The sequence below is a fragment of the Sphingomonas sp. 22176 genome (assembly GCF_052045505.1).
In the GTDB taxonomy this organism is placed as follows: Bacteria; Pseudomonadota; Alphaproteobacteria; order Sphingomonadales; family Sphingomonadaceae; genus Sphingomonas.
The window spans coordinates 128,606-149,166 of sequence record NZ_JBQEPL010000006.1 but is presented as its reverse complement, the minus strand read 5'-3'; the positions used below and the strand labels follow the sequence as shown (position 1 = coordinate 149,166).

The 20,561-nt window shown below is 67.0% G+C and carries 22 protein-coding genes, 1 tRNA gene and 1 pseudogene; 14 read left to right on the top strand and 10 right to left on the bottom strand.

What is annotated here, in order from left to right:
* Nucleotides 1-110 precede the first annotated feature (110 nt).
* From ACTJKY_RS17795 to ACTJKY_RS17785, 3 genes and pseudogenes are all read left to right on the top strand, one after another.
* Entirely contained in the window at nucleotides 111-530 is a 420-nt protein-coding gene (locus ACTJKY_RS17795; RefSeq protein WP_440847440.1) for a DUF3597 domain-containing protein, read from the top strand.
* 275 nt (nucleotides 531-805) lie between these two features.
* Nucleotides 806-1,109: pseudogene (locus tag ACTJKY_RS17790) on the top strand (transposase); the annotation flags it as partial.
* The gene (locus ACTJKY_RS17785; RefSeq protein WP_440847471.1) at nucleotides 1,092-1,301 is read left to right on the top strand and encodes a hypothetical protein; all 210 of its coding nucleotides are present in this window, start codon (nucleotides 1,092-1,094) and stop codon (nucleotides 1,299-1,301) included. The pseudogene ACTJKY_RS17790 and the gene ACTJKY_RS17785, both read left to right, overlap by 18 nt.
* Before the next feature lie 409 nt (nucleotides 1,302-1,710).
* Here ACTJKY_RS17785 and ACTJKY_RS17780 read toward each other — a convergent pair.
* The 4 genes from ACTJKY_RS17780 to ACTJKY_RS17765 all read right to left on the bottom strand — a co-directional run bounded on the left by ACTJKY_RS17780 (nucleotide 1,711) and on the right by ACTJKY_RS17765 (nucleotide 4,892).
* Nucleotides 1,711-1,795: transfer RNA gene (locus tag ACTJKY_RS17780), tRNA-Leu, on the bottom strand.
* Between the two features lie 50 nt (nucleotides 1,796-1,845).
* The gene (locus ACTJKY_RS17775) at nucleotides 1,846-2,685 is read right to left on the bottom strand and encodes a formate/nitrite transporter family protein (RefSeq protein WP_440847439.1); all 840 of its coding nucleotides are present in this window, start codon (nucleotides 2,683-2,685) and stop codon (nucleotides 1,846-1,848) included.
* Nucleotides 2,686-2,788: 103 nt separating this feature from the next.
* On the bottom strand, nucleotides 2,789-3,376 hold the full coding sequence (locus ACTJKY_RS17770; RefSeq protein WP_440847438.1) for a hypothetical protein: 588 nt from the start codon (nucleotides 3,374-3,376) through the stop codon (nucleotides 2,789-2,791).
* A gap of 7 nt (nucleotides 3,377-3,383) precedes the next feature.
* Nucleotides 3,384-4,892, bottom strand: coding sequence for a YifB family Mg chelatase-like AAA ATPase (locus tag ACTJKY_RS17765; RefSeq protein WP_440847437.1), 1,509 nt, complete (start codon nucleotides 4,890-4,892; stop codon nucleotides 3,384-3,386).
* Between the two features lie 371 nt (nucleotides 4,893-5,263).
* On the opposite strand from ACTJKY_RS17765, the gene ACTJKY_RS17760 reads away from it, so the two are divergent.
* From ACTJKY_RS17760 to ACTJKY_RS17730, 7 genes are all read left to right on the top strand, one after another.
* On the top strand, nucleotides 5,264-5,446 hold the full coding sequence (locus ACTJKY_RS17760) for a hypothetical protein (protein WP_440847436.1): 183 nt from the start codon (nucleotides 5,264-5,266) through the stop codon (nucleotides 5,444-5,446).
* Nucleotides 5,447-5,713: 267 nt separating this feature from the next.
* Nucleotides 5,714-5,848 (top strand): 50S ribosomal protein L34, encoded by a 135-nt coding sequence (gene rpmH / locus ACTJKY_RS17755; RefSeq protein WP_010545931.1) that lies wholly within the window; start codon nucleotides 5,714-5,716, stop codon nucleotides 5,846-5,848.
* A 14-nt stretch (nucleotides 5,849-5,862) separates the two neighbouring features.
* Nucleotides 5,863-6,222, top strand: a complete 360-nt coding sequence (rnpA, locus tag ACTJKY_RS17750) for a ribonuclease P protein component (protein ID WP_313535302.1) — start codon at nucleotides 5,863-5,865, stop codon at nucleotides 6,220-6,222.
* On the top strand, nucleotides 6,219-6,431 hold the full coding sequence (yidD, locus tag ACTJKY_RS17745) for a membrane protein insertion efficiency factor YidD (RefSeq protein ID WP_010545929.1): 213 nt from the start codon (nucleotides 6,219-6,221) through the stop codon (nucleotides 6,429-6,431). The genes rnpA and yidD overlap by 4 nt, the downstream gene beginning before the upstream one ends.
* 21 nt (nucleotides 6,432-6,452) lie before the next feature.
* A complete protein-coding gene (yidC, locus tag ACTJKY_RS17740; protein WP_440847435.1) occupies nucleotides 6,453-8,171 on the top strand; it encodes a membrane protein insertase YidC in 1,719 nt (572 codons plus the stop codon).
* A 190-nt stretch (nucleotides 8,172-8,361) separates the two neighbouring features.
* Nucleotides 8,362-8,997 carry a ribosome biogenesis GTP-binding protein YihA/YsxC gene (gene yihA, locus ACTJKY_RS17735; protein ID WP_126002300.1) on the top strand — a complete coding sequence of 212 codons (636 nt, stop codon included), beginning with the start codon at nucleotides 8,362-8,364 and terminating at the stop codon, nucleotides 8,995-8,997.
* A gap of 8 nt (nucleotides 8,998-9,005) precedes the next feature.
* A complete protein-coding gene (locus ACTJKY_RS17730; protein WP_440847434.1) occupies nucleotides 9,006-9,332 on the top strand; it encodes a gamma-glutamylcyclotransferase family protein in 327 nt (108 codons plus the stop codon).
* Here ACTJKY_RS17730 and ACTJKY_RS17725 read toward each other — a convergent pair.
* The gene (locus ACTJKY_RS17725; RefSeq protein ID WP_440847433.1) at nucleotides 9,329-11,281 is read right to left on the bottom strand and encodes an alpha/beta hydrolase family protein; all 1,953 of its coding nucleotides are present in this window, start codon (nucleotides 11,279-11,281) and stop codon (nucleotides 9,329-9,331) included. The two genes, ACTJKY_RS17730 and ACTJKY_RS17725, sit on opposite strands and share 4 nt — an antisense overlap.
* A gap of 123 nt (nucleotides 11,282-11,404) precedes the next feature.
* Here ACTJKY_RS17725 and ACTJKY_RS17720 point away from each other — a divergent pair, with 123 nt between their 5' ends.
* Entirely contained in the window at nucleotides 11,405-12,067 is a 663-nt protein-coding gene (locus ACTJKY_RS17720) for a glutathione S-transferase family protein (protein WP_440847432.1), read from the top strand.
* 126 nt (nucleotides 12,068-12,193) lie between these two features.
* Here ACTJKY_RS17720 and ACTJKY_RS17715 read toward each other — a convergent pair whose 3' ends face one another.
* Nucleotides 12,194-12,655: a cupin domain-containing protein gene (locus ACTJKY_RS17715; protein ID WP_440847431.1), complete on the bottom strand. Its 462-nt coding sequence runs from the start codon at nucleotides 12,653-12,655 to the stop codon at nucleotides 12,194-12,196.
* Between ACTJKY_RS17715 and dapE the strand changes: the two genes are divergently transcribed.
* Complete coding sequence (dapE, locus tag ACTJKY_RS17710; RefSeq protein WP_440847430.1) at nucleotides 12,655-13,797, top strand: succinyl-diaminopimelate desuccinylase; 1,143 nt, start codon at nucleotides 12,655-12,657, stop codon at nucleotides 13,795-13,797. The genes ACTJKY_RS17715 and dapE overlap by 1 nt on opposite strands.
* A 3-nt stretch (nucleotides 13,798-13,800) precedes the next feature.
* On the opposite strand, the gene ACTJKY_RS17705 is transcribed toward dapE, so the two are convergent.
* From ACTJKY_RS17705 to ACTJKY_RS17690, 4 genes are all read right to left on the bottom strand, one after another.
* A complete protein-coding gene (locus ACTJKY_RS17705) occupies nucleotides 13,801-15,471 on the bottom strand; it encodes a putative bifunctional diguanylate cyclase/phosphodiesterase (protein ID WP_440847429.1) in 1,671 nt (556 codons plus the stop codon).
* 92 nt (nucleotides 15,472-15,563) lie between these two features.
* Nucleotides 15,564-16,169 carry a Smr/MutS family protein gene (locus tag ACTJKY_RS17700; RefSeq protein WP_440847428.1) on the bottom strand — a complete coding sequence of 202 codons (606 nt, stop codon included), beginning with the start codon at nucleotides 16,167-16,169 and terminating at the stop codon, nucleotides 15,564-15,566.
* Nucleotides 16,166-17,533, bottom strand: a complete 1,368-nt coding sequence (gene mltA / locus ACTJKY_RS17695; RefSeq protein ID WP_440847427.1) for a murein transglycosylase A — start codon at nucleotides 17,531-17,533, stop codon at nucleotides 16,166-16,168. The genes ACTJKY_RS17700 and mltA overlap by 4 nt, the downstream gene beginning before the upstream one ends.
* Nucleotides 17,534-17,541: 8 nt before the next feature.
* Complete coding sequence (locus tag ACTJKY_RS17690) at nucleotides 17,542-18,186, bottom strand: Tim44/TimA family putative adaptor protein (RefSeq protein WP_440847426.1); 645 nt, start codon at nucleotides 18,184-18,186, stop codon at nucleotides 17,542-17,544.
* 161 nt (nucleotides 18,187-18,347) lie between these two features.
* On the opposite strand from ACTJKY_RS17690, the gene secB reads away from it, so the two are divergent.
* The gene (gene secB / locus ACTJKY_RS17685) at nucleotides 18,348-18,851 is read left to right on the top strand and encodes a protein-export chaperone SecB (RefSeq protein ID WP_125977246.1); all 504 of its coding nucleotides are present in this window, start codon (nucleotides 18,348-18,350) and stop codon (nucleotides 18,849-18,851) included.
* A gap of 79 nt (nucleotides 18,852-18,930) precedes the next feature.
* Entirely contained in the window at nucleotides 18,931-20,499 is a 1,569-nt protein-coding gene (gene murJ / locus ACTJKY_RS17680; RefSeq protein ID WP_440847425.1) for a murein biosynthesis integral membrane protein MurJ, read from the top strand.
* The last annotated feature ends 62 nt before the right edge of the window (nucleotides 20,500-20,561 follow it).

Genomic DNA, 20,561 nt, shown 5'->3' with positions numbered 1-20,561 from the left:
TGACCTGAGCAGGCGATGGGGGAACGCCGGCAACAACACGCCGTTCCGCCGAACCCTCGGTTGACCAGAGCGTTATGCGCTTGGGCGCATGAGCGCCGCGAGGAGAAAGCATGAGCATTTTCAGCAGCATCCGGGACCGGATCTTCGGCCACAAACCTACTGGATCCCAACAACCGTCCAGCGAGGCAGCTCCGAGCCCCTCTGCCGCGCAAGCCCCCACCCCCGCAACGGCCCAGGCGGCCGCCCCATTGGCGCCTGAGGCTAGCCCCAGCGTTGACGTTGGGGCCGTCCTCTCCGAGATGGCCTCAATGAAAGGCGGGGGCGGCAACTACCAACAATCGATCGTGGATCTGCTCAAGCTCTTAGATCTGGATTCAAGCTTGGCGGCACGCAAAGAGCTTGCTGAGGAGCTGAATGTACACGCGGGAGCGGACGGCAGCGCGGAACAGAACATTGCACTGCACAGAGCAGTCATGGCCAAGCTAGCCGACAATGGCGGTGTCGTGCCTGACAGTCTCCGACACGGCTGATTTTGGACGCGGAGGCGAATTTGCCTCCGTGCTTTCCGTAGCCGAAGGCCGAAGCCAAGCCCTTGAGACCAGCATCCTGTGGCAGAGTTGTCCGCTAAACCGACAAGCAGGTTCGGAGGATTGTCCGCTTCCAGGAGCGGCGATCGGCACTGAATTTCTAAAATTGCACGCCCAGCTGCCGACGGCCCGTCGTTTGGGAGAAATGCGCACTGTGAGGTCGTGCCGGTTTTCTGAACAGGTTGCCAAGCTAATCCCGACGTGAGGAACGGACGAGAATGAAGACGACAAGGAAGCGCTACGGCGCGCATTTCAAGGCGAAGGTGGCGATTTGACGCTGGCGGAGTTGGCAGCGAAGCATGGCATTCGTCACACGATGATCGCGGCGTGGAAGCGTCAGGCGATCGAAGGAATGTCGGCGCCGTTCTCCGGTGCGGGCGATGCAGCGCGGGCGGCGAGCGACGCGGAGGTGGACAAGCTGTACGCGAAGATCGCGCAGTTGCCGGTAGAGCGTGATTTTTTGGCGAGGGCCTCCCGTCGATGAGTGTGTCACGGAGGCGGTCGATGACCGAGGGCGCTCACCGGGTGGAACTGCGCGTCCACCACGATGCCCTTGATCCCGGTGCCGTCCGCCAGCGCGGCATCTTCGACCGCCCCCTGCGCGAGCAGCGTCGGGAACGGGAACGCCTCGGCGCGCAGAGGATGCTGGCCCGTCGCATCGATAAAGGCCGGAAAGCGCCGCCGACGGCCATGGATGGTGACGACCGCCCCTGACTCCGACCGTGTATCGATGTTGCCCCCCCCTGACCGCGGGCGACTACCTCGAGGCGTCCGGCTCGGTGCAGCGCCAGCATGCGTTCGATCGAAAGATGCGGCATGGTGGCGTAGGCGCCGACAAAGACCGGCTTCAGCACGCTGTTGAAGCGCTCCAGCGCCGCCTCGTCGAGATGCGGGGCGATCAGCACCAGCACCTCGTGCATCCGTAGGATAGCGTAGCGCTACGGCAGAAGGTCTGCGGATCGATCGCATCGGGATCTACGCCCAGGCGTAGGAGCGTAGCACGCGGCTGACGGGCGAGCCACGCGCACGGCGTCTGGCGGATCGGCGGGATCTCGACGCCGGCGATGTTCGAGAGCATCGCCGGATCGTTCCAGCCGACTTCTACAATGCTCTCACTATGTACTGGTGCCCCTGGCCGGACTCGAACCAGCATGCCTTTCGGCGTTCGATTTTGAGTCGAATGCGTCTACCAATTTCGCCACAGGGGCAGCGAAGGATGCGCACGGCTAGACGAAGCGCGCCCGCGCTGCAACCCGCTTCACGTCTCTTCGCGCACCTGGGCATGCGCGAGCAGCGCGAACAGCACCGATCCGCCGAGGATGTTGCCGAGCAGTGCCGGCGCGAGGAAGCCGCCGAGCACCCAGCCGAGGCTCGCCTCGCCCGCCAGCCACAGCATCCACGCCTCCACCGCGCCCGCCACCACATGGGCGAACTCGCCGAGCGAGATGAAATAGGTGCAGAACACCAGCACGAAGAACTCCTGCCGCCGCGCGCCGGGCAGCGACCAGGCAATGCCGGCCATCAGGAAGCCGGCCGGCACCGCCGCGCGTACCGTGTCCCATCCAGTCAGTTCAAGCAGGCTGCGCGAGGTATCGAGCATCGCCTTGGTGCTCGCTTGCGTGCCCACCCAGCCCTCGGTCGCGAGCCAGGCGATCAGCAGCGTGCCGACGAGATTGGCCGCCAGCACCAGCCCCCAGAGCCGGCCAAGCCGCGTGAAGTTGCGGAAGGTGGGGTTCGCCGCGACGGGGATCACGGCAGAGAGCGTGCTTTCGGTAAACAACTGCAGCCGCCCGAGCACGACGATCACGAAGCCCAGGCAATAGCCGATGCTCGCCACCGGCAGCCGCCATTCGGTATCGGGCAGATGGCTTTCGATCAGCCCGCGCCCGAGCACCGATGCCGCCATCGCCACGCCCGCGACCACGCCGGAGAAGAACAGCGAACTCGCCGGACGGTCGAGCTCTTCGTCGCCCTGGCGACGGATGACTTCATGGATGACACGCGAGGACGCAGCCTCGCGTTCCTGGACTTCCTCCTCCTCGTCGGGAGGGAGATCGGGCTGTTCGCCGTCGGGCGCTTCGTTTCGGGGCTGTTCCACCGGGGGTGAACGCGGCGCGCGGCGGGAGGTTGCTATTGCCTCCTAAGCGGACGCCGGAGCGCTGTAGGCGATGTGGGTTGTAAAGGCAGGGAACGGCAGACCGTCAACGGTGGCCGTATGGCTTCAAAAGCTGGGGAAACGCCTTTGAACGGACCATTCGTGCATCCATCGTCTGGCCGGATTGCACGTCAGTTATGGAAATCTCGCACATTTCTTCGTCTGGCCCGAACCCGCGTTCTAGCCCCGGGCGCAACGCTGTGCGCACGCTGCCTATAACCTGTAGGTGAATCGACAGCCCATCCTCCGTCGCACTCAGCGCGCCCATTTTGCGGCGGGCTTCCTCGGTAAATTGCGGGAGACAAGCCGGAATCGCAATGTCGGGGCACTCCGCGCTTGAACAGAACTGAAAGGAGTCACTCTCGAAATTAAAGATGGAATACACCCCTTCGATAGACCCGGACCTTCCTTCGATCTTCGCCAGTCGGCGCTCGAGCGTCGGCAATTCCTTGGAACCGTGCTCGTCGAGGGGGCCGCCGGCACTCGAACATGCGGCGATGATCGCTGACACGACGGGCACCCATACGACGTTCCGGAACCGGGGACTATTCACAGCTATGTCCAACCTCCTGAACGGGCTGCACAATGGAACGCCAATAGCGCCGAGATATTCCAGGATCGCCTCGATCAGCATGGCCCGCTCAACTCCGCGGTGTCTGGCGGCGGTAGCTGAGCGCCTCCGCCACATGGATGCGCCCTACCCCCTCGGCGCCGGCTAGATCGGCGATCGTCCGCGCCACCCGTAGCACCCGGGTATAGCCCCGCGCCGAGAGCCGCATCGCCTCGGCCGCCTGGGCCAGCAGCTTGCGCCCGGCGTCATCGGGCGTCGCGACGGCCATCAGCGGCTCGCCGTCGGCTTCGGCGTTGGTCCGCGTGGCCGTGCCCGCATAGCGGGCCGTCTGGAGCGCCCGCGCCGCCGCCACCCGCCCCGCTACCTCCGCCGATCCTTCGGCGGGCGGCGGCAGGACGAGGTCGGCGGCGGTGACCGGCTGGACCTCGACATGCAGGTCGATGCGATCGAGCAGCGGCCCGGAAACCTTGGCCTGATAGTCCGCCGCGCAGCGCGGCGCGCGGGCGCAGGCGAGCGCGGGGTCGCCCAGATGCCCGCAGCGGCACGGGTTCATCGCCGCGATGAGCTGGACGCGCGCCGGGAAGGTCACATGGGCATTGGCCCGCGCGACGCTCACCACGCCTGCTTCCAAGGGCTGGCGGAGCGAATCGAGGACTGCGCGCTGGAACTCGGGCAACTCGTCGAGGAACAGCACGCCCAAATGCGCGAGGCTCACCTCGCCCGGCTTCACCTTGAGCCCGCCGCCGGTCAGCGCCGCCATCGAGGCGCTGTGATGCGGCGCACGGAACGGCCGGGTGCGGGTCAGCCGCCCGCCCTGCAGCGTGCCTGCGACCGAGGCGACCATGGACACCTCCAGCGCCTCGGCAGCCTCGAGCGGCGGCAGGATGCCGGGCAGACACGCCGCCATCAGCGACTTGCCCGCGCCCGGGGGACCTACGAAAAGTAGATTATGCCCGCCCGCCGCGGCGATCTCCAGCGCCCGCTTGGCGGTCTCCTGCCCCTTTACCTGGGCGAGATCCGGCCCCGCTCCCGGCGGGTCGACTTCGCCCGGCACTGGGCCGGGGAGCAGTTGGTTGCCCTTGAAGTGGTTGAGCAGGCTGATCAGGTCGGGCGCGGCGAGCACCTCCACCTGCCCTGCCCAGCTTGCCTCGGGGCCCTGCACGGCGGGGCAGACCAGCCCCTTGCCCGCCTCCGCCGCGTGCATGGCCGCGAGCAGCACGCCCGGCGACGGCGCGATCCGCCCGTCGAGCGCCAGTTCGCCGACCACGACATAGCCGGCGATCGTCTCGGCATCGACCACGCCCATCGCCGCCAGCAGCGCCAGCGCGATCGGCAGATCGAAATGCGATCCTTCCTTGGGCAGATCGGCGGGCGAGAGGTTGAGCACGATATGCTTGGGCGGCAGCGCCAGCCCGATCGCCGCCATCGCAGCGCGCACCCGCTCGCGGCTTTCCGCCACCGCCTTGTCGGGCAGGCCGACGACGACGAATTTGGGCAGCCCGGCGACGAGGTTGCATTGCACCTCCACCGCGCGCGCTTCCAACCCCAGATAGGCAACCGTCGAGACGCTGGCGACCAAGAGAGCCCCCTCCCCGATTTGGGAGCATAGCGGCTTTTGCATGGTACGGAAGGGATATGATTTCGGGTCTCATAAGAGGCGGCACGACGCCCAGTTCGACCACATCTTGCAGCCGCCAGTGCGCTCCCCATCTTTTCCTTAACAGCCAATCGGCCTTTGAATGGCCTGACTAAAGTTTTTCCCAGAAAATCAACGCGCATCTACGCCATTCAAGCGATGGACTCGCGCGACAACGTAGCGCTTCACTCGCGAACGGACCTTGAGTCGAGCAGGTCGCCAAGTGTAGGATATTGGCGTCTGCCGAAAGGGGATTTGTGCGCCAACGCCTCTACACAGTCGCCTTATATCTATGGCGTCTTATTTATACCGCCATGCTGGTGATTGCCGGCGTCGCACTTGGAAAATTTTTTCAGTACTCTGCCGTGGAATACCTGGGAACTCGGATTGGGTTCGACTTGGCATCCTTCGTGGGCTTGGCGCCGTTCATCGCTATCCTTTTTGTGCTCGATAAGCAGTGGCGCCAGCGCTCGCTAGTCCGGAGTGAAGGAAACTGACCACCATCCACGCCGTCCGCACCCGTTATCAGACATAAGCGTTTTGAGCGTGGGTCTCAAACTTCCTTAACTTCGCCACCGCAGCTGCCAGCCGCCTTCGCGTCTTGCGCAACCAACACACCCCGCCCATCTCCTCGGCCATGTGCCAGGTACTGTCCCAATCTCCGCATCCCGCGTTGACTCCTGCGCCACTTGCCCGTAATGGCGCTCGACACGCGGCCGCCCCTGTGGCGGCCCTTTTACGTTCTAGATACTCGAGGATGAGCGATGAAGCGGACCTTTCAGCCGAGCAACCTGGTGCGTGCGCGCCGGCACGGCTTCCGTGCACGGATGGCGACCCCGGGCGGTCGCAATGTGATCCGCGCCCGCCGCGCCCGCGGCCGCAAGAAGCTGTCGGCGTAAGCACCGACACGCCCTTGCTGAGCCTCGACCGGCTCACGCAGCGCAAGGACTATCTCGCCGCCAACGGGGGAAAGCGGGCACCGATGCCCGGTTTCGTCCTGCTGGTGCGCGAACGGAACGATGCCGATCCGTCCATGCGGATCGGCATTACCGTATCCAAGAAAGTTGGCAACGCCGTTATCCGGAATCGGATGAAGCGGCGCTTTCGCATGCTCGCGCGCGAAATCCTGCCAGAGGCGGGGATCGCCGGCGCGGATCATGTGCTGATCGGCCGGATGGGCGGAATCGAACGCCCCTATGCCGATCTGAAGGCGGAACTCGCCAAGGCGCTTCGGCGCGTGCGCCCCAAGGGCGACCCCAAGGTCGAATCATGATCGCGCGCTTGCTGATGCTGCTCGCGCGCGCCTGGCAGTTGGGGCCGTCGCTAATCCTGCCGCCCACCTGCCGCTACCAGCCTTCCTGTTCGGCCTATGCAATCGAGGCGCTTCGCCGCTATGGGGCGGTGAAAGGCGGCTGGCTTGCGCTACGGCGCATTGCGCGCTGCCATCCATGGGGCGGGCACGGCCCAGATCCCGTTCCTTGAGTTTCCTTCCGGGGATTATCGGTGAAAGAAGAACAGAAGAACTTCATCCTCTTCGCGGCGTTCGCGGCGCTCGTGCTGCTCGGCTGGCCGATGATCAGCCACTGGTTTTTCCCGCAGCAGCCGGCCGCCCCCGCGAAGATGGTCGATGGCAAGCTGCAGCCGGTGCCCAATTCGGGCGTCGATCCGGCGATGAACGCGCCGAAGACGATTCGCAGCCGCGACGCGGTGCTGGCCGATAGCCCCCGTGTGCAGATCGATACGCCCGCACTGAAGGGCTCGATCAACCTCAAGGGCCTGCGCATCGACGATCTCGTCCTGCGCCAGTACGACCAGACCGTCGCGAAGAACTCGCCGCCGATCCGCCTGCTCTCGCCGAGCGGTGCCGAGGGCAGCTATTTCGCGCAGTTCGGCTGGCAGGGCGCGGGCGCGCCCGACGGCAACACCGTGTGGAAGGCCGATGGCGACACGCTGACGCCTGCCTCGCCGGTCAAGCTCACCACCACCAACAGCGCCGGCCAGACCTACACGGTCGAGCTCGGCGTCGATTCGAACTATATGTTCACCGTCCGCCAGACCGTCGCCAATCGCGGCGGGGCGCCGGTGGCCGTCACGCCTTATACGCTGATCTCGCGCGGCCAGCGCTCGACCGATACCAGCCAGTGGGCCGCCCATGTCGGCCCGGTCGCCGCGACCAACGATGCGGCGCATTATATCAACTGGAAGGACGTGGAGAGCACGCCCCAGCAGTTCACCACCACCGGCGGCTGGGTCGGCTTCAGCGATCACTACTGGCTGACCGCGGCGATCCCGGACCAGCGCGGCGGGGTGAACATCCAGCAGCGCGGCACCGCGGCGCAGCAGTATCAGGCAGACGTGGCGCTCTCGCAGCCGATCGCGATCCGCCCGGGCAAGGAAGCGACCTATACCAGCCACTTCTTCGCCGGTGCCAAGGAAGTGAAGCTGCTCGACGCCTACCAGAAGCAGTATGACATCGCGAAGTTCGAGCGCGCGATCGACTGGGGCTGGTTCGAGATCATCGAGCGCCCGATCTTCACGTACCTCAGCTGGCTGTTCAAGCTGGTCGGCAATTTCGGCGTGGCGATCATCCTGCTGACGATCACCATCCGCGGCCTGCTCTTCCCGATCGCCCAGAAGCAGTTCGCCTCGATGGCGAAGATGCGCCAGGTGCAGCCGAAGATGAAGGCGATCCAGGAGCGCTACAAGGACGACAAGGCGCGCCAGCAGCAGGAGATCATGAAGCTGTACAAGGACGAGAAGGTGAACCCGCTCAACGGGTGCGCACCGATGCTCCTGCAGGTTCCGATCATGTTCGCACTGTACAAGGTGCTGCTGCTCACCATCGAAATGCGCCACCAGCCGTTCGTGCTGTGGATCAAGGACCTTTCGGCTCCGGATCCGGCAACGATTCTCAACCTGTTCGGCTATCTGCACTTCACGCTGCCCAGCTTCCTCGCCATCGGCGTGGTGCCGGTGCTGCTCGGCGTGTCGATGTTCTTCCAGATGCGGATGAACCCGGCGCCGATGGACGAGATGCAGAAGCAGATGTTCGCGATCATGCCGTGGATGCTGATGTTCCTGATGGCGCCCTTCGCCGTCGGCCTGCAGATCTACTGGATCACCTCGAACATCCTGACCGTGCTCCAGCAGCAGTGGCTGTATGCGCGGCATCCGGAGATGAAGGTCGCCGTGGCCAAGCCCGGCGCGTCCAAGGCGAAGTGATGGCGGCACACCCCTCCACGATCCTCCCCTGCAAGGGGAGGTGGCAGGCCGCAGGCCTGACGGAGGGGTGTCCCCGTTCGCGTCGGAGGAGCGCCCTTGCACCGTCGACACCCCTCCGTCGCTTCGCGACACCTCCCCTTCCAGGGGAGGATTTGAAAGGGCCTCAGTATCTGAGGCAGCTGAGTACCTGATGTCCTTCGACCCCGACCAGATCGAAGCCGCGCGCAAGCTGTTCGCCGGCCCCATCGCCTTCCTCAAGTCCGCCCCGGCGCTCGAGCATCTGCCCGCGCCGACGGTGCCGGAGGTGGCGTTCGCGGGCCGCTCGAACGTCGGCAAGTCGTCGCTGATCAACGCGCTGACCAACCGCAACAGCCTCGCCCGCACCTCTGTCACCCCAGGACGCACACAGGAGCTCAACTTCTTCGACGTGGGCGAGCCGCTGCGCTTCCGCCTGGTGGACATGCCCGGCTACGGCTTTGCCAAGGCGCCCAAGGACATGGTCCGCAAGTGGCGCTACCTGGTGAACGACTATCTGCGCGGCCGGCAGGAGCTGAAGCGCGCGCTAGTGCTGATCGATTCGCGCCACGGCATCAAGGATGTCGACCGCGAGATCCTCGAGATGCTCGACGACGCCGCCGTCAGCTACCGCATCGTCCTTACCAAGACCGACAAGATCAAGGCGAGCGAGCTGGCCGAGGTCACCGCCCGTACGGTGGACGAGGCCCGCAAGCGCGCCGCAGCGCACCCCGAGATTCTGGCGACGTCCAGCGACAAGGGCATGGGCCTGCCCGAGCTCCGCGCCGCGGTGCTCGAAGCGATCGGCTGAGCGCGGGGATGGAGCCGCTCTTCTCCTACGGCACGCTCCAGCTCGACCAGGTACAGCGCCGCCAATTCGGCCGGCTGCTCGACGGCACCGACGACGTACTCCACGGTTATGTGATCACCGAGATCCAGATCCACGATCCGGCCGTACTCGACGCCAGCGGCATCGAGACGCACCTCGCGCTGATCCCCGGCGACGGGCCGCCGATCCCGGGCAAGGTCTTCCAGTTCACCCAAAAGGAGCTGGAAGCCGCCGACGTCTACGAAAGCGAGAATTATGTCCGGGTGCGGGTGCCCCTCGCGTCGGGCACCCGCGCCTGGGTGTATGTGAAAGCCTAGGACGGGTTGTACCTGGCGAGGAAGGCTTCCATCGCCGTCAGGAAGGTCAGCCGATCCTCGGCGCGGCTGAAGAAATGGTCGGCATCGCGCTGCTCCAGGAACTCGTAGGGCTTGCCCGCCGATTTCAGCGCGTCGACCATTACCTTGCTCTGGTTGAACGGCACGCGCCGATCCTTCTTGCCGTGGACCAGCAGCACCGGGATCGAGAAATCCTGCGCGTGGAAGAGCGGCGAGACCACCCGGAAATCCTGCGCCTTGGACTTGATATAGTCCTTCACCGCGCCCCCACCGAGAAACTGCGAGTCATAGGTGACCATCCGCTGGAGATCGGACACGCCGGCATAGGAGACGGCGCAGCGGAACAGCCCGCCGTCGCGCTGCGCCGCCCGCAGCGCCGCATAGCCGCCATAGGAGGCGCCCACCACGCACACCCGCTTCGGATCCGCGATGCCGCGATCCGCCAATGCCTTCACCGCATCGTTGAGGTCGTCCTGCATCCCCAGCCCCCATTGGCCGTCGCCCTTTCGGAGGAACTTGGTGCCGAGGCCGGAGGATCCGCGATAATTGGGCTGGATCACCGCATAGCCACGATCGGCGAGGAACTGGGCGATGAAGTCCCAGCCCTCCTCGTCCCGCGCCTCGGGGCCGCCGTGCGGCATCAGGATCAGCGGCAGGTTCTTGCCCGTGCTGCCGCGCGGCAGGGTGAGAATCGCAGGAATCTCCAGGCCGTCGCGCGCCTTGTACTGGATCGTCGTCACCGGGTGGAGACGGCGGAGACCCAGCGTCTTGTTGTTCATCGACAGCGCCGCCATCATGTCGTCGGCGGCGGTATAGATGAAATAGGCGCCCGGCGCGTTCGCATCGCCGACATGGGCGATCACCACGGATCGATCGGCGCTGTAGCTGGTGATCTGCACCCGCGCGCCCTTCACCCGTTCGCTCAGCTTGCGCTGCAGCGCCGCCATGCCCGGATCGAACCATTCCGTCCGCGCCGCCTTCTCGGTCACATTCACGCCCAACAGCGTGGCTGCGCCCTTGTCGATCACCGGGCCGTCGATGTCGTAGCCGGCAACGCCGAACACCTTCTTGCCGCGCTGCATGGTGATCAGGTCATATTCCCACAGCGCCGAGAAACCCTCGTCGTCGTCCTGCACCACCAGCGCCTTGCCGGGATCGGACAGGAACAGCTTGGGCATCAGTAGACCGTCATTGATGCCCTTGGCGCGATCGATCACCCGGAAACTTTCACGCGGGCCGGGGCGATAGAGCAGCCGGCGCTGGCGCCCGTCCATCGACGTGCCCACGCCCATGCGCACCGTGCCGCTGCCATCGGCATACCAGTCCATCACGCCTTCGCGGCCTTCCATGACCGGGCGGTGGCGGCCGTTGGTGACGTCCACCTCGTCCACCTTCGGCCAGAAACCGGGCTCGTTCGAGTAGATCGAGGTCTGGGCGGAAAGCAGCACGCGGGTGGAGCCGTCATGCGGCATCCACAGTACGTCGTCGCCATTCTGGGCGGTGTCGCGCGTGTTGAGCGGCACCAGCTTGCCGGTCGCCGCCTCGACGCTGACCGCACGCGTGATCGGCCATTTGTCGCCCTCTACGTCCACCTCGCGCCGGATCCCGATCACGAGCCAGGAATCGTTCACCCAGCGCCACCAGTTGATGTCGATGTCACCGGCACCAATGACGTGGCGGTTGCCGCCGTCGAGATCCATGACGGCAAAATACTGCGCGCCGTTGATCGCCAGCTTGGCCGCGACGTGCTTGCCGTCGGGCGACAATTCCGGGCGCTGCACCGGGGGCAGCTCGGCGAATACCGCGACGTCGAGGCGCGCCGGCGCTGCGGCCTTGCCCGGCTCGGCCGTCGCCTGTTGCTGCGCTCCGGCCGGAATCGCCAGCCCGCACAGCATTGCCGCTGCCGCCAGCAGCCGCACCTTCTTCTGCATTCTTGCCCCCAATTAGATTCGACTCGCGGCCCCCGCCGCGGGAGCGGCAAGGTGCGACCGATTTTGGGCGCACGCAATGGCGACCATTGCCGTCCCTCCGGCCCCCGGCTATCCCCGATGCCCATGAAGCTCATCATCGGCAACAAGGCCTATTCGTCCTGGTCGCTCCGCGGCTGGCTCGCGTGCAAGCTCTCCGGGCTCCCCTTCGACGAGACGGTCGTGCCGATGTACGACCAGGATTGGGACAAGCGCCGCCAGGGCGCGGAATTCGCGCCGTCTTCGGGCAAGGTGCCGATCCTGTGGGACGATGACGCGGTGGTGTGGGACAGCCTGGCGATCGTCGAATATCTCGACGACAAGACGGGCAACACGCTGTTCTGGCCGGAAGATCCCACCGCGCGCGCGATGGCCCGGTCAATGGCGGCGGAGATGCATTCCAGCTTTACCGCGCTGCGCAGCAAGCACAGCATGAACGTGCGCCAGGTCTATCCGGCCGTGCCGGTCGATGCGGACGTGGCAGCCGATCTCGAGCGGATCATGGAGCTGTGGGCTCAGGCGCGCGCCCGCTATGGCAGCGAGGAGCCCTTCCTGTTCGGCGCGTTCGGCGCTGCCGACATCATGTTCGCGCCGGTGGTGACGCGCATCGTCACCTATTCGCTGCCCGTCCCCCGCTTCGCCCAGAGCTACATGCTCGCCGTGCTCCAGCATCCCTTTATGCAGGACTGGATCGCTGGAGCGCAGGAAGAGGAATGGGTGATCGAGAAGTACGAACTGCCGGTGGCGTGAAACCCGCTTAAGCCCCTCCTCCTTGGAGGAGGGGTTGGGGGTGGAGGGATTCCAGAACGCCGCTTGGTCTCCGCGAGACACTGCCCCACCCCAACCCCTCCCCTGAAGGGGAGGGGCTAGAAGTCTTCACCGCAACCGCTCGGTCTCGTAGCGCGACCCGTCCTTGCGGAAATACCCCTCCGGCGTGAACACCATGTCGATGTCGGGATATTCCCCGCTCCCGCGCGGCCCCGCGCCGATCGCGAGGAACACGGCGTCCGCCGCGGAGCGGTTCTGCAGATGATGCCCATCCGCCACCCCGGCCGGAAACGCCGCGCAATCGCCCGCGCGCAGCAGCGTCTCGCCGCCCTCCTCCACCAGCACCGCCTCGCCGGCCAGCATCACGACGAACTCGTCCTCCTGATCGTGCCAGTGGCGCTGCGACGACCAGGCGCCGGGCTTGAGCACGACATGGCTCACCCCCATCGCCGTCAGCCCGCTCGGCGGCGCCAGCCTGCGATACCAGCGCCCCGCCACGGGTGCGTCGAACGGGGCCGGATAACCGGTGGCGTTGGTCTGCGGGATTGTATCCAGGTCCAGCTTGGGCAATGTCGCCTCCCTTATGTTTGGGAGGTAGTGTGCCGGACGTCGTCGAACTCACCAAGGCCCTGATCGGCGCCGAAAGCGTCACCCCTGCGCGCGGCAGCGTGTTCGACGTGCTCGAGCAGGCGCTCCTCCCCCTCGGCTTCCGGGTCGAGCGGTTCGTCGAGGGCGAGGCGCCCGATGGGCCGGTCGAAAACCTGCTCGCGGTCCGGGGCAGCGGCGGCCCGCACTTCGCCTTTGCCGGCCATCTCGACGTCGTGCCGCCTGGCGAGGGCTGGACCAGTGGCGCCTTCGCCCCCGAGATCCGCGGCGACCTGCTCTATGGCCGCGGCGCGGTCGACATGAAGGGCGCGATCGCCGCCTTCGTCGCGGCGGCAGCCCGGGTGCCCGAGCGCGGCACCACCAGCCTGATCATCACCGGCGACGAGGAAGGCCCCGCCACCTTCGGCACACCCAGGCTGATCGAGCGGATGGCCGAACGCGGCCTCGTCCCCGATTGCTGCGTCGTCGGCGAACCTACCTCCGCACACCGGCTGGGCGACACGATCAAGATCGGCCGGCGCGGCTCGACGGTGATCGACATCGCGGTGATCGGCCGCCAGGGCCATGTCGCCTACCCCCACCTCGCCGACAATCCGGTCCCCCGCCTCGTCCGCGCGCTGGCCGAGATCGACGCGATCGTGCTGGACGAAGGCAATGCCTGGTTCCAGCCCTCCAACATCGAGGTGATCGACCTCGCAGTGGGCAACAAGGCGACCAACGTCATCCCCGGCCGCGCCGCCGCCCGCATCAGCATCCGCTTCAACGACCAGCAGCGCGGTCCCGACCTAATCGACCGCATCCGCGAGGTGGTCGCGCGCCACGCCCCCCATGCCAAGGTGAACGGTCGCGTCTATGGCGAGGCGTTCCTTACCGAGCCCGGCCCGCTGTCGGAGCTGGTCAGCGGCGCGATCCGCGACGTGCTGGGGGTGGACGCCGAACTGTCGACCACCGGCGGCACCTCCGACGCGCGCTTCCTCTCGCGTGTCTGCCCGGTGGTGGAATTCGGCCTGGTCAACGCGACGATGCACAAGCTCGACGAAGCGGTCGCGCTCGCCGATCTGCGCGCGCTGACGGACGTCTATATGGAGATCCTGCGGCGGGTGTGAGCCTCAAGCCGTCGCGCGGCGCGGCGCCATGTCCTGCACCCAGGCGAGGAAGTCCGCCTCGCCCATCGGCGCGCCGATCGCATAGCCCTGCAGCACGTCGCAGCCGATCACGCGCAGCACCGTGGCCTGGGCCTCGCTCTCGATGCCCTCGGCCACGGCTTCGCAGCCGATGCCGTGGATCAGGCCGATCACCGCCTGCGCGACGGCGCGCGCCTCGGGATTGGTCGCGACATGCTCGATCAGGCTGCGGTCGAGCTTCACCCGATCGATCGGCAGCCGCCGCAGCCGGGCGAGGTTTGAATAGCCGGTGCCGAAATCGTCGACCGCGATGGTGGCACCGGCTGACCGCAGCGTCGCGATCGCGCGCAGCACGTCCTCGGAACAATGCATCGCCAGCGTCTCGCTGATCTCCAGCTCGAGCAGCCGCGCCGGTGCCTGTGCCGCGAGCATCGCCGCACGCAGGTGACGGAAGAAGCTCGCATGATCGATCTGGCGCTGGCTGACGTTGACCGCCAGCCGCTGCTCGACGCCCAACCGCCCCCAGCGCGCGATGGTGTTCGCCACCGTCGCCACCACCCAGTCGCCGATCTCGACGATCAGCCCGGTTTCCTCGGCGCGCTGCAGGAACGAGCCCGGCAGTTTGGTGCCGTCCGGATGCTGCCAGCGCAGCAGTGCCTCGGCGCCGACGATCGAACCGGTGCTCGCCGAAACCTGCGGCTGGAAGACCAGCGCGAATTCGTCATGTTCGATGGCGGCGCGGAGCTCGGTCTCCAGCCGGGCGCGCGCGATCATCTGCGCGGCGAGGCCGTCGCTGAACGTCTCCACCCGGCCGCGCCCCTGGGTCTTGGCCTGATACATCGCGGCGTCGGCCGCCCCCATCAGCTCGTGCAGCGTCACGCCGTGGTCAGGATAGAGCGCCAGCCCCACCGACGCACCGATGCTGACCTGCTGGCCGGCAAGATCGAACGGCGCACACAGCGCCTCCAGCACCTTCTCGCCTACCCGCGCACGGGCTTGCGGATCGGGCAGATCGGCAAAGAACAGCGTGAACTCGTCGCCGGCGAGGCGGCCGATCAGCGGCGTCTCGCCATGGTTGAACGCGGCGCACTGGTCGCCCACCGCGCGCAGCCGGTTCGCGACCATGCCGAGCAGCACGTCGCCCACCGCATGGCCCAGCGTGTCGTTGACAGCCTTGAACCGGTCGAGATCGATGAAGAACAGCGCGGCGCGCGCTTCCTCGTGCGCGTCTTCGAGCATCCGCTCGGCGCTGCGGCGGAAATGCGGGCGGTTGGCGAGGCCGGTCACCGTGTCGAACATGGCGAGCCGGTGCACGCTCTCCAGATTGCCGCGCAGCTTCAGGAACAGCTCATCCATCGACTGGGCAAGGCGCGGCGCGCCCTCGACCAGGGTGGTGGGCAGCGAACTTTCGAGGTCGCCAAGCGCAGCGGCATGCAGCCGATCGACAGCCGCGCTCAGCACGGCGTTGCGGCGCGGCTGCAGCAGGCTCAGGACAACCAGGACGATGAGCAGCGCCAAGGGCAAGGTCAGCGCAAGCGCCACGCCCAATACGTGCAGATCCACGCCGACGCCCAGCGCAGCACCGACGAGCAGACAGGCTGCAAGTGCAGCGGCAACCGCCACGCCCCTCCCGATGCCTCGCTCCCCCCAGCGCATTTCCGATCGACGCTCCAACTATCCCCATCGGCGCCGACAGTAGATGGCGCCGCTGTAGACTTCGCACGCATTAGTTAAGAAATTCCGGTATTCTACGCGGATCGTGGGCGCCGCAAGACGATGTACAACGCACCGGCGCCACCGTGCCGCGGGTGCGCCTGTCGTACCGCAGCGATTCGATCCGAATGGCGCGAGGCGGCCAGCCAGTCCCCCACCGCCGCGCGAATGGCGCCACGGGCATGCGGCCGCTCCGATTCGGGCCGTGGCGGCTTGCCGGTAACCAGCAGCAACACCCGGTCCCCGTGCGCGATCGCCTGGGCGAGGCCTGCATCCAGCCGGTCATAGGCCGCGTGGAGATTGTGCCCGTGCAGGTCGATCGAACTTTCCGGCGCGACCAGCCCCCGCGACAGACGACGATCCCAGCTCGCGTCCAGCGTCCGTCGCTCATGGGTATCGGGCATGGGGCTGGAGAGCGTGATCGCAGGCCGGGCTGGCCGAGTCGGCACCAGCTTGCCGATGGGCACGTCGATCGGCGCACGGCTCGGCCGGGGAATCGGCTTCGGTGCCGGGGTCGCCACGGGCTCGGGCGGCAGCTTCCGGGGCGTGGCGCGGACATGGAGCGGGGTGACGCTTGCGATCACCTTCTGCCACAGCGCCGCTTCCTCGGGCGCCAGATCGCGGCGCCCGCGTCCGCTCATGGTTGGGGAGTCGTGGGCTGGGGTATCGTCGGCTGCGGGATCGTCGGCTGCGGCAGCGGCGGCTGCGTCGCCGCGAGTCGGGCCAGCGTGCCCTTGGGGAGCAGCAGCCAGGCAGTGCCGCGCGCGGCCATGCCGCCGGCAATCGCCCGCGCGTCGTCCCCGGCGCCCCAGAAAGTATCGATCCGATTCGCGCCCTTGATCGCGCCGCCGGTATCCTGCGCCACCCACAGGCCGGTCGCGTCGGTACGATCCGCCGACAGGAACAGCGGCGCGCCCAGCGGAATGAACTTCGGGTCCGCCGCCACGCTGGTCCAGCCGGCGACGGGATAGCCCATCGCGCCCAGCGGACCCGCGCCGTCCAGTTCCTTGAAGAAGACGAAGCTCTTGTTCTCGCGCATGATCGCGCGGCCCTGCTCCGGGTTCGCCCGCAGCCAGGCGACGATGCCCTGCATCGAGGTCTGGCCCGGCCCGAGCAGCCCGCGATCCTTCATCAGCTTGCCGATGCCGGTATAGTCGCGGCCATTCTGCCCGGCATAGCCGATCCGCAGCACCTGCCCGTTCGGGCCCTTCAGGCGGCCCGAGCCCTGTACCTGCAGGAAGAACATCTCGATCGGATCGGCCGCCCAGGCGACCACGGGGGCATGGCCCTCCAGCGCGCCCTGCTCGATCTGGGTGCGGTCGTAATAGGGGACGAACTGGCGGCCATCGACGCGGCCGCGGATCTTCTTGCCCTTCAGCGCATCGGAGAACAGCCCGAGATCGACCTCGATCAGATTGTCCGGCACGCCGTACACCGGCACGTCATAGCCCGAGCGCCGCTCGCGTGACCCCGCGATCTCGGGCTCGTAATAGCCGGTGGCGAAGGCCGCGCCGTTGCCGACCTGCACCGTCTCGAACCACTGGGCGAAAAAGGGCGCCGCGTCACCCGACCAGCTCGCCGCGGCCGCACAGGCATTGGCCCAATCGGTCCCGGTGGTGAGGCCAGAGGCGTCGGTGCGCCGCAGCAGCCCGGGGCAGCTCAGCTTGAACGCCGCGAGGGCGCGCCGGGCATTGTCGGACGTGACCGGCAGGGTTTCGATCGCGGGGCCGGCGACCAGCCCGGCCATCGCAGCCGTGGTCGCACCCATCGCGACGGGTGCTGCCGGCATCGCGGGCAGCGGGGTTGCGGCAGTGGGTTGGCGCGCGGGAAGATTGGCGGGCGTCTCGGGCAGCGCGCCGACGGGCGCGGGGCGCTCTGGCGCAGGTGCCGGGCGGGCCGGCGCGGGCCGGCTCGGTGCAGGCCGCGTGCCCGCTTCCGGGGGTACGATGCCGCTCGAACATGCGCCGAGCAGCCCCGCGAGCGCCAATCCCCCGATTATACGCATACTGCCCCTCAGGCTTCGTCGGTTTCGACCAGCTTCCAGTTCGGATCGTCGCTGCGCAGCTTGCGGGCGAAAGTCCAGACGTCGTGCGTCATCACCGCGTCGCTCAGCGAACCGGCGATCACATTGCCCTCGGCATCGCGGGTCAGCGCAACGATGTCGGCATCGAAACGCACGGTGACGCGGGCCACCTTGTTCTCGACACCGGCCTCGGAAATGGTCGCGCGCTCGATCGACACCAAGCGGTTGTCGAGCACTTGGCCCGTCGCCTTCCGCTCGGCGATCGCCTGCTCGAATGCGGCGCGCACCTCGTCGTCTACCAGGAAGCGCAGCGTTTCCTCGTCGCCCTTCCAAAAGGCTTCGAGCACCATGCGATAGGCCGACTTGGCGCCTTCCAGGAACTTGGCGACGTCGAAGCTCGCATCTGCCGAAACGACAGCGCGCAGGCCGGTTTCAGCGCCCGAGTCGATCGTGCGATTCGCCGAGTCGCGGACCTCGGGCAGCGCCTCGATCGTCCGCGTTACGGGTGGCGCGGCGACGCGCTCCTCCGCCGGCTTGGGCAGCGGCTGCTCATGCCCGGTACGCTTGCCGAGTACCGCATACAGCCGAAGCGCTAAGAAGCCGGCTACCATCGCGAACAGAATGACGTAGAACACTGGCCCTCCAAAGCCTCCGTCTCTAGTACATAGGGCTTCGTGCCGCCGGATTCAAACCGTACGATGGGCCGTGCGATTGCACCACCGGCACACGCCTGCTAGTCGCATGCCCCGTAACGCGCCGAGGGCGCGAAATTCTCCTGCATAAAGAGGAAAGTTGGATGGCCGAGAACGACATTTACGCCGGAATCGGCGCTGAAGGCGGCGCCGACGATGCGCCCCAGGCGGGCGTGCTGTCGCAATATGTGAAGGACCTCTCCTTCGAGAATCCGAACGCACCGGCGATCTACCAGCAGCAGACCGCTCCGGCGATCGACGTGCAGTTCAACATCGGCTCGAACAAGGTCGGTGACGACGTGTACGAAGTCGCGCTGAAGATCGAAGTCCGCGCCCAAGCCGGCGAGCAGGTCGCGTTCATCGTCGACCTCACCTATGCGGGCCTGTTCGCGCTCCGTAACATCCCGCAGGAAGCGCTCGATCCGTTCCTGCTCGGCGAAGCGCCGCGCATCCTGTTCCCCTTCGCGCGCCGTGTGCTGGCCGACCAGGTCCGCGACGGCGGCTTCCCGCCGCTGATGCTGGAGCCGATCGACTTTGCCGGCATCTACATGCAGCAGCGTGCCCAGCAGGAAGGCGCGATCGGCTTCGAAGAAGCCGGCCACGCCTAAACCGGGCTGTAGTTTGAATTCGGGGGCGCGCCGCACGTCGGTGGCGCCCCCTTTTCTTTGATAGGACGGCGAAATCTCGATGAAGCTTGTGCGCAGCCTGGGTTCGGTGGGCGGTCTCACGCTCGCCAGTCGCGTCCTCGCGCTGGTCCGCGATTCGCTCCAGGCGCGCTATGTCGGCGCGAACTTCGCGTCGGACGCCTTCCTCGTCGCCTTCCGCCTGCCCAACATGTTCCGCGCCTTCTTCGCCGAGGGCGCCTTCGCATCGGCGTTCATCCCGATGTTCAACCAGAAGCTGGGCGTGAACGGCGAGCGCGGCGCGGCCTATGATTTCGCCGAGCGCACGCTTTCCGTCCTCTTCGTGGTCCTGCTCGCGCTGACGCTGGTAGCGCTCGGCGCCGCCTGGCCGCTCACCGCCATCCTTTCCGGCGGCTTCGAGAAGCAGCACCCGACCGCGGACCAGTTCGCCTTCGCGGTGCAGCTGTCGCGGATCACCATTCCCTATCTGATGCTGATCTGCCTCGCCTCGCTGCTGGGCGGCATCCTCAATTCGCTCGACAAATTCTGGGTCAATGCCGCAGCACCCATCCTGCTCAACATCGCGATGGTGACCGGGCTGTTCTTCTTCCACGGTACGCCGGAGGAAACCGCACGGGTGCAGGCGATCGCAGTGCCGATGGGCGGCCTGCTCCAGCTCGGCTGGCTGGCGCTCGCCTGCCGCGCCTCGGGCGTGTCGCTGCGCCCCCGCCTGCCCCGGATCGACGACGATGTGCGGCGGCTGATGAAGCTGATCCTGCCCGCGGCGGTGGGCGCCGGCGCGGTGCAGCTGAACCTCGTCATCTCCACCGCGCTGTCGGGCAAGCTGCTCGGCGAAGGCTCGATTTCGTACATCTATTATGCCGATCGGCTGAACCAGCTGCCGCTGGGGATGATCGGCATCGGCCTCGGCACCATCCTGCTCCCCACCATCTCGCGGCTGCTCGGCGCGGGCAAGGAGGCCGAAGCGATGGAGACACAGAATCGCGGCATGGAGCTGGCGCTGTTCCTTACCCTGCCGGCGATGGTCGCGCTGATCGTCTCAGCCGAGCCGATCGTGCGCGGGCTGTTCCAGTACGGCCACTTCACGCCGGAGGATACGGTGAAGTGCGCCTGGGCGCTGGCCGGCTTCTCGATCGGCCTGCCCTCCTACATCCTCGTCAAGGTCCTGACCCCCGGCTTCTATGCTCGGCAGGACACAAGGACGCCGGTGCGGCTGGCGATGATCTCGGTCGCCGTGAACATCGCCGCCAATCTCGCGCTGATCCCGCTGATCGCGCATCTAGGCCCGCCGCTCGCCACCGCGCTGTCCTCCACCGTCAACGTGACGATGCTCTACCTCACGCTGCGCAAGCGCGGGCATTTCACCGTGGACGCGCAGCTTGCCCGCCGCGTGCCGCGGCTCGCGCTCGCCGCGATCCTGATGGGCGTCGCGCTCTGGGCGGGTGCCGGGCTGCTCGACCCCTGGCTCAACGGGCGGCTGTGGGAGCGGTACGCAGGCCTGGTGATCCTGGTCGGCGCCGGTTGCGCAATCTATGTCGCTGCCTGCTTCGCCACCCGCGCCTTCCTGCTTTCGGACATCAAGGCGCTGGTCCGCCGCCGCGCCGCGCGGTAGAGCGCCCGCGTCCTGGCAGATCGCGCGGCCGTGCACCCCCGCCGCCATGGACCCGCGGCCGG

What these genes read in the sequence shown, in the direction of transcription:
- murJ (WP_440847425.1), top strand. Translation starts at nt 18,931, where the DNA reads ATGAAGCTTGTGCGCAGCCTGGGTTCGGTGGGCGGTCTCACGCTCGCC.
- ACTJKY_RS17700 (WP_440847428.1), bottom strand. Translation starts at nt 16,169, where the DNA reads ATGAGCGGACGCGGGCGCCGCGATCTGGCGCCCGAGGAAGCGGCGCTG.
- ACTJKY_RS17795 (WP_440847440.1), top strand. Translation starts at nt 111, where the DNA reads ATGAGCATTTTCAGCAGCATCCGGGACCGGATCTTCGGCCACAAACCT.
- ACTJKY_RS17785 (WP_440847471.1), top strand. Translation starts at nt 1,092, where the DNA reads ATGACCGAGGGCGCTCACCGGGTGGAACTGCGCGTCCACCACGATGCC.
- ACTJKY_RS17705 (WP_440847429.1), bottom strand. Translation starts at nt 15,471, where the DNA reads ATGCGCTGGGGGGAGCGAGGCATCGGGAGGGGCGTGGCGGTTGCCGCT.
- rpmH (WP_010545931.1), top strand. Translation starts at nt 5,714, where the DNA reads ATGAAGCGGACCTTTCAGCCGAGCAACCTGGTGCGTGCGCGCCGGCAC.
- ACTJKY_RS17725 (WP_440847433.1), bottom strand. Translation starts at nt 11,281, where the DNA reads ATGCAGAAGAAGGTGCGGCTGCTGGCGGCAGCGGCAATGCTGTGCGGG.
- ACTJKY_RS17770 (WP_440847438.1), bottom strand. Translation starts at nt 3,376, where the DNA reads ATGCTGATCGAGGCGATCCTGGAATATCTCGGCGCTATTGGCGTTCCA.
- ACTJKY_RS17760 (WP_440847436.1), top strand. Translation starts at nt 5,264, where the DNA reads ATGCTGGTGATTGCCGGCGTCGCACTTGGAAAATTTTTTCAGTACTCT.
- yihA (WP_126002300.1), top strand. Translation starts at nt 8,362, where the DNA reads ATGTCCTTCGACCCCGACCAGATCGAAGCCGCGCGCAAGCTGTTCGCC.
- secB (WP_125977246.1), top strand. Translation starts at nt 18,348, where the DNA reads ATGGCCGAGAACGACATTTACGCCGGAATCGGCGCTGAAGGCGGCGCC.
- mltA (WP_440847427.1), bottom strand. Translation starts at nt 17,533, where the DNA reads ATGCGTATAATCGGGGGATTGGCGCTCGCGGGGCTGCTCGGCGCATGT.
- yidD (WP_010545929.1), top strand. Translation starts at nt 6,219, where the DNA reads ATGATCGCGCGCTTGCTGATGCTGCTCGCGCGCGCCTGGCAGTTGGGG.
- dapE (WP_440847430.1), top strand. Translation starts at nt 12,655, where the DNA reads ATGTCGCCTCCCTTATGTTTGGGAGGTAGTGTGCCGGACGTCGTCGAA.
- ACTJKY_RS17730 (WP_440847434.1), top strand. Translation starts at nt 9,006, where the DNA reads ATGGAGCCGCTCTTCTCCTACGGCACGCTCCAGCTCGACCAGGTACAG.
- ACTJKY_RS17720 (WP_440847432.1), top strand. Translation starts at nt 11,405, where the DNA reads ATGAAGCTCATCATCGGCAACAAGGCCTATTCGTCCTGGTCGCTCCGC.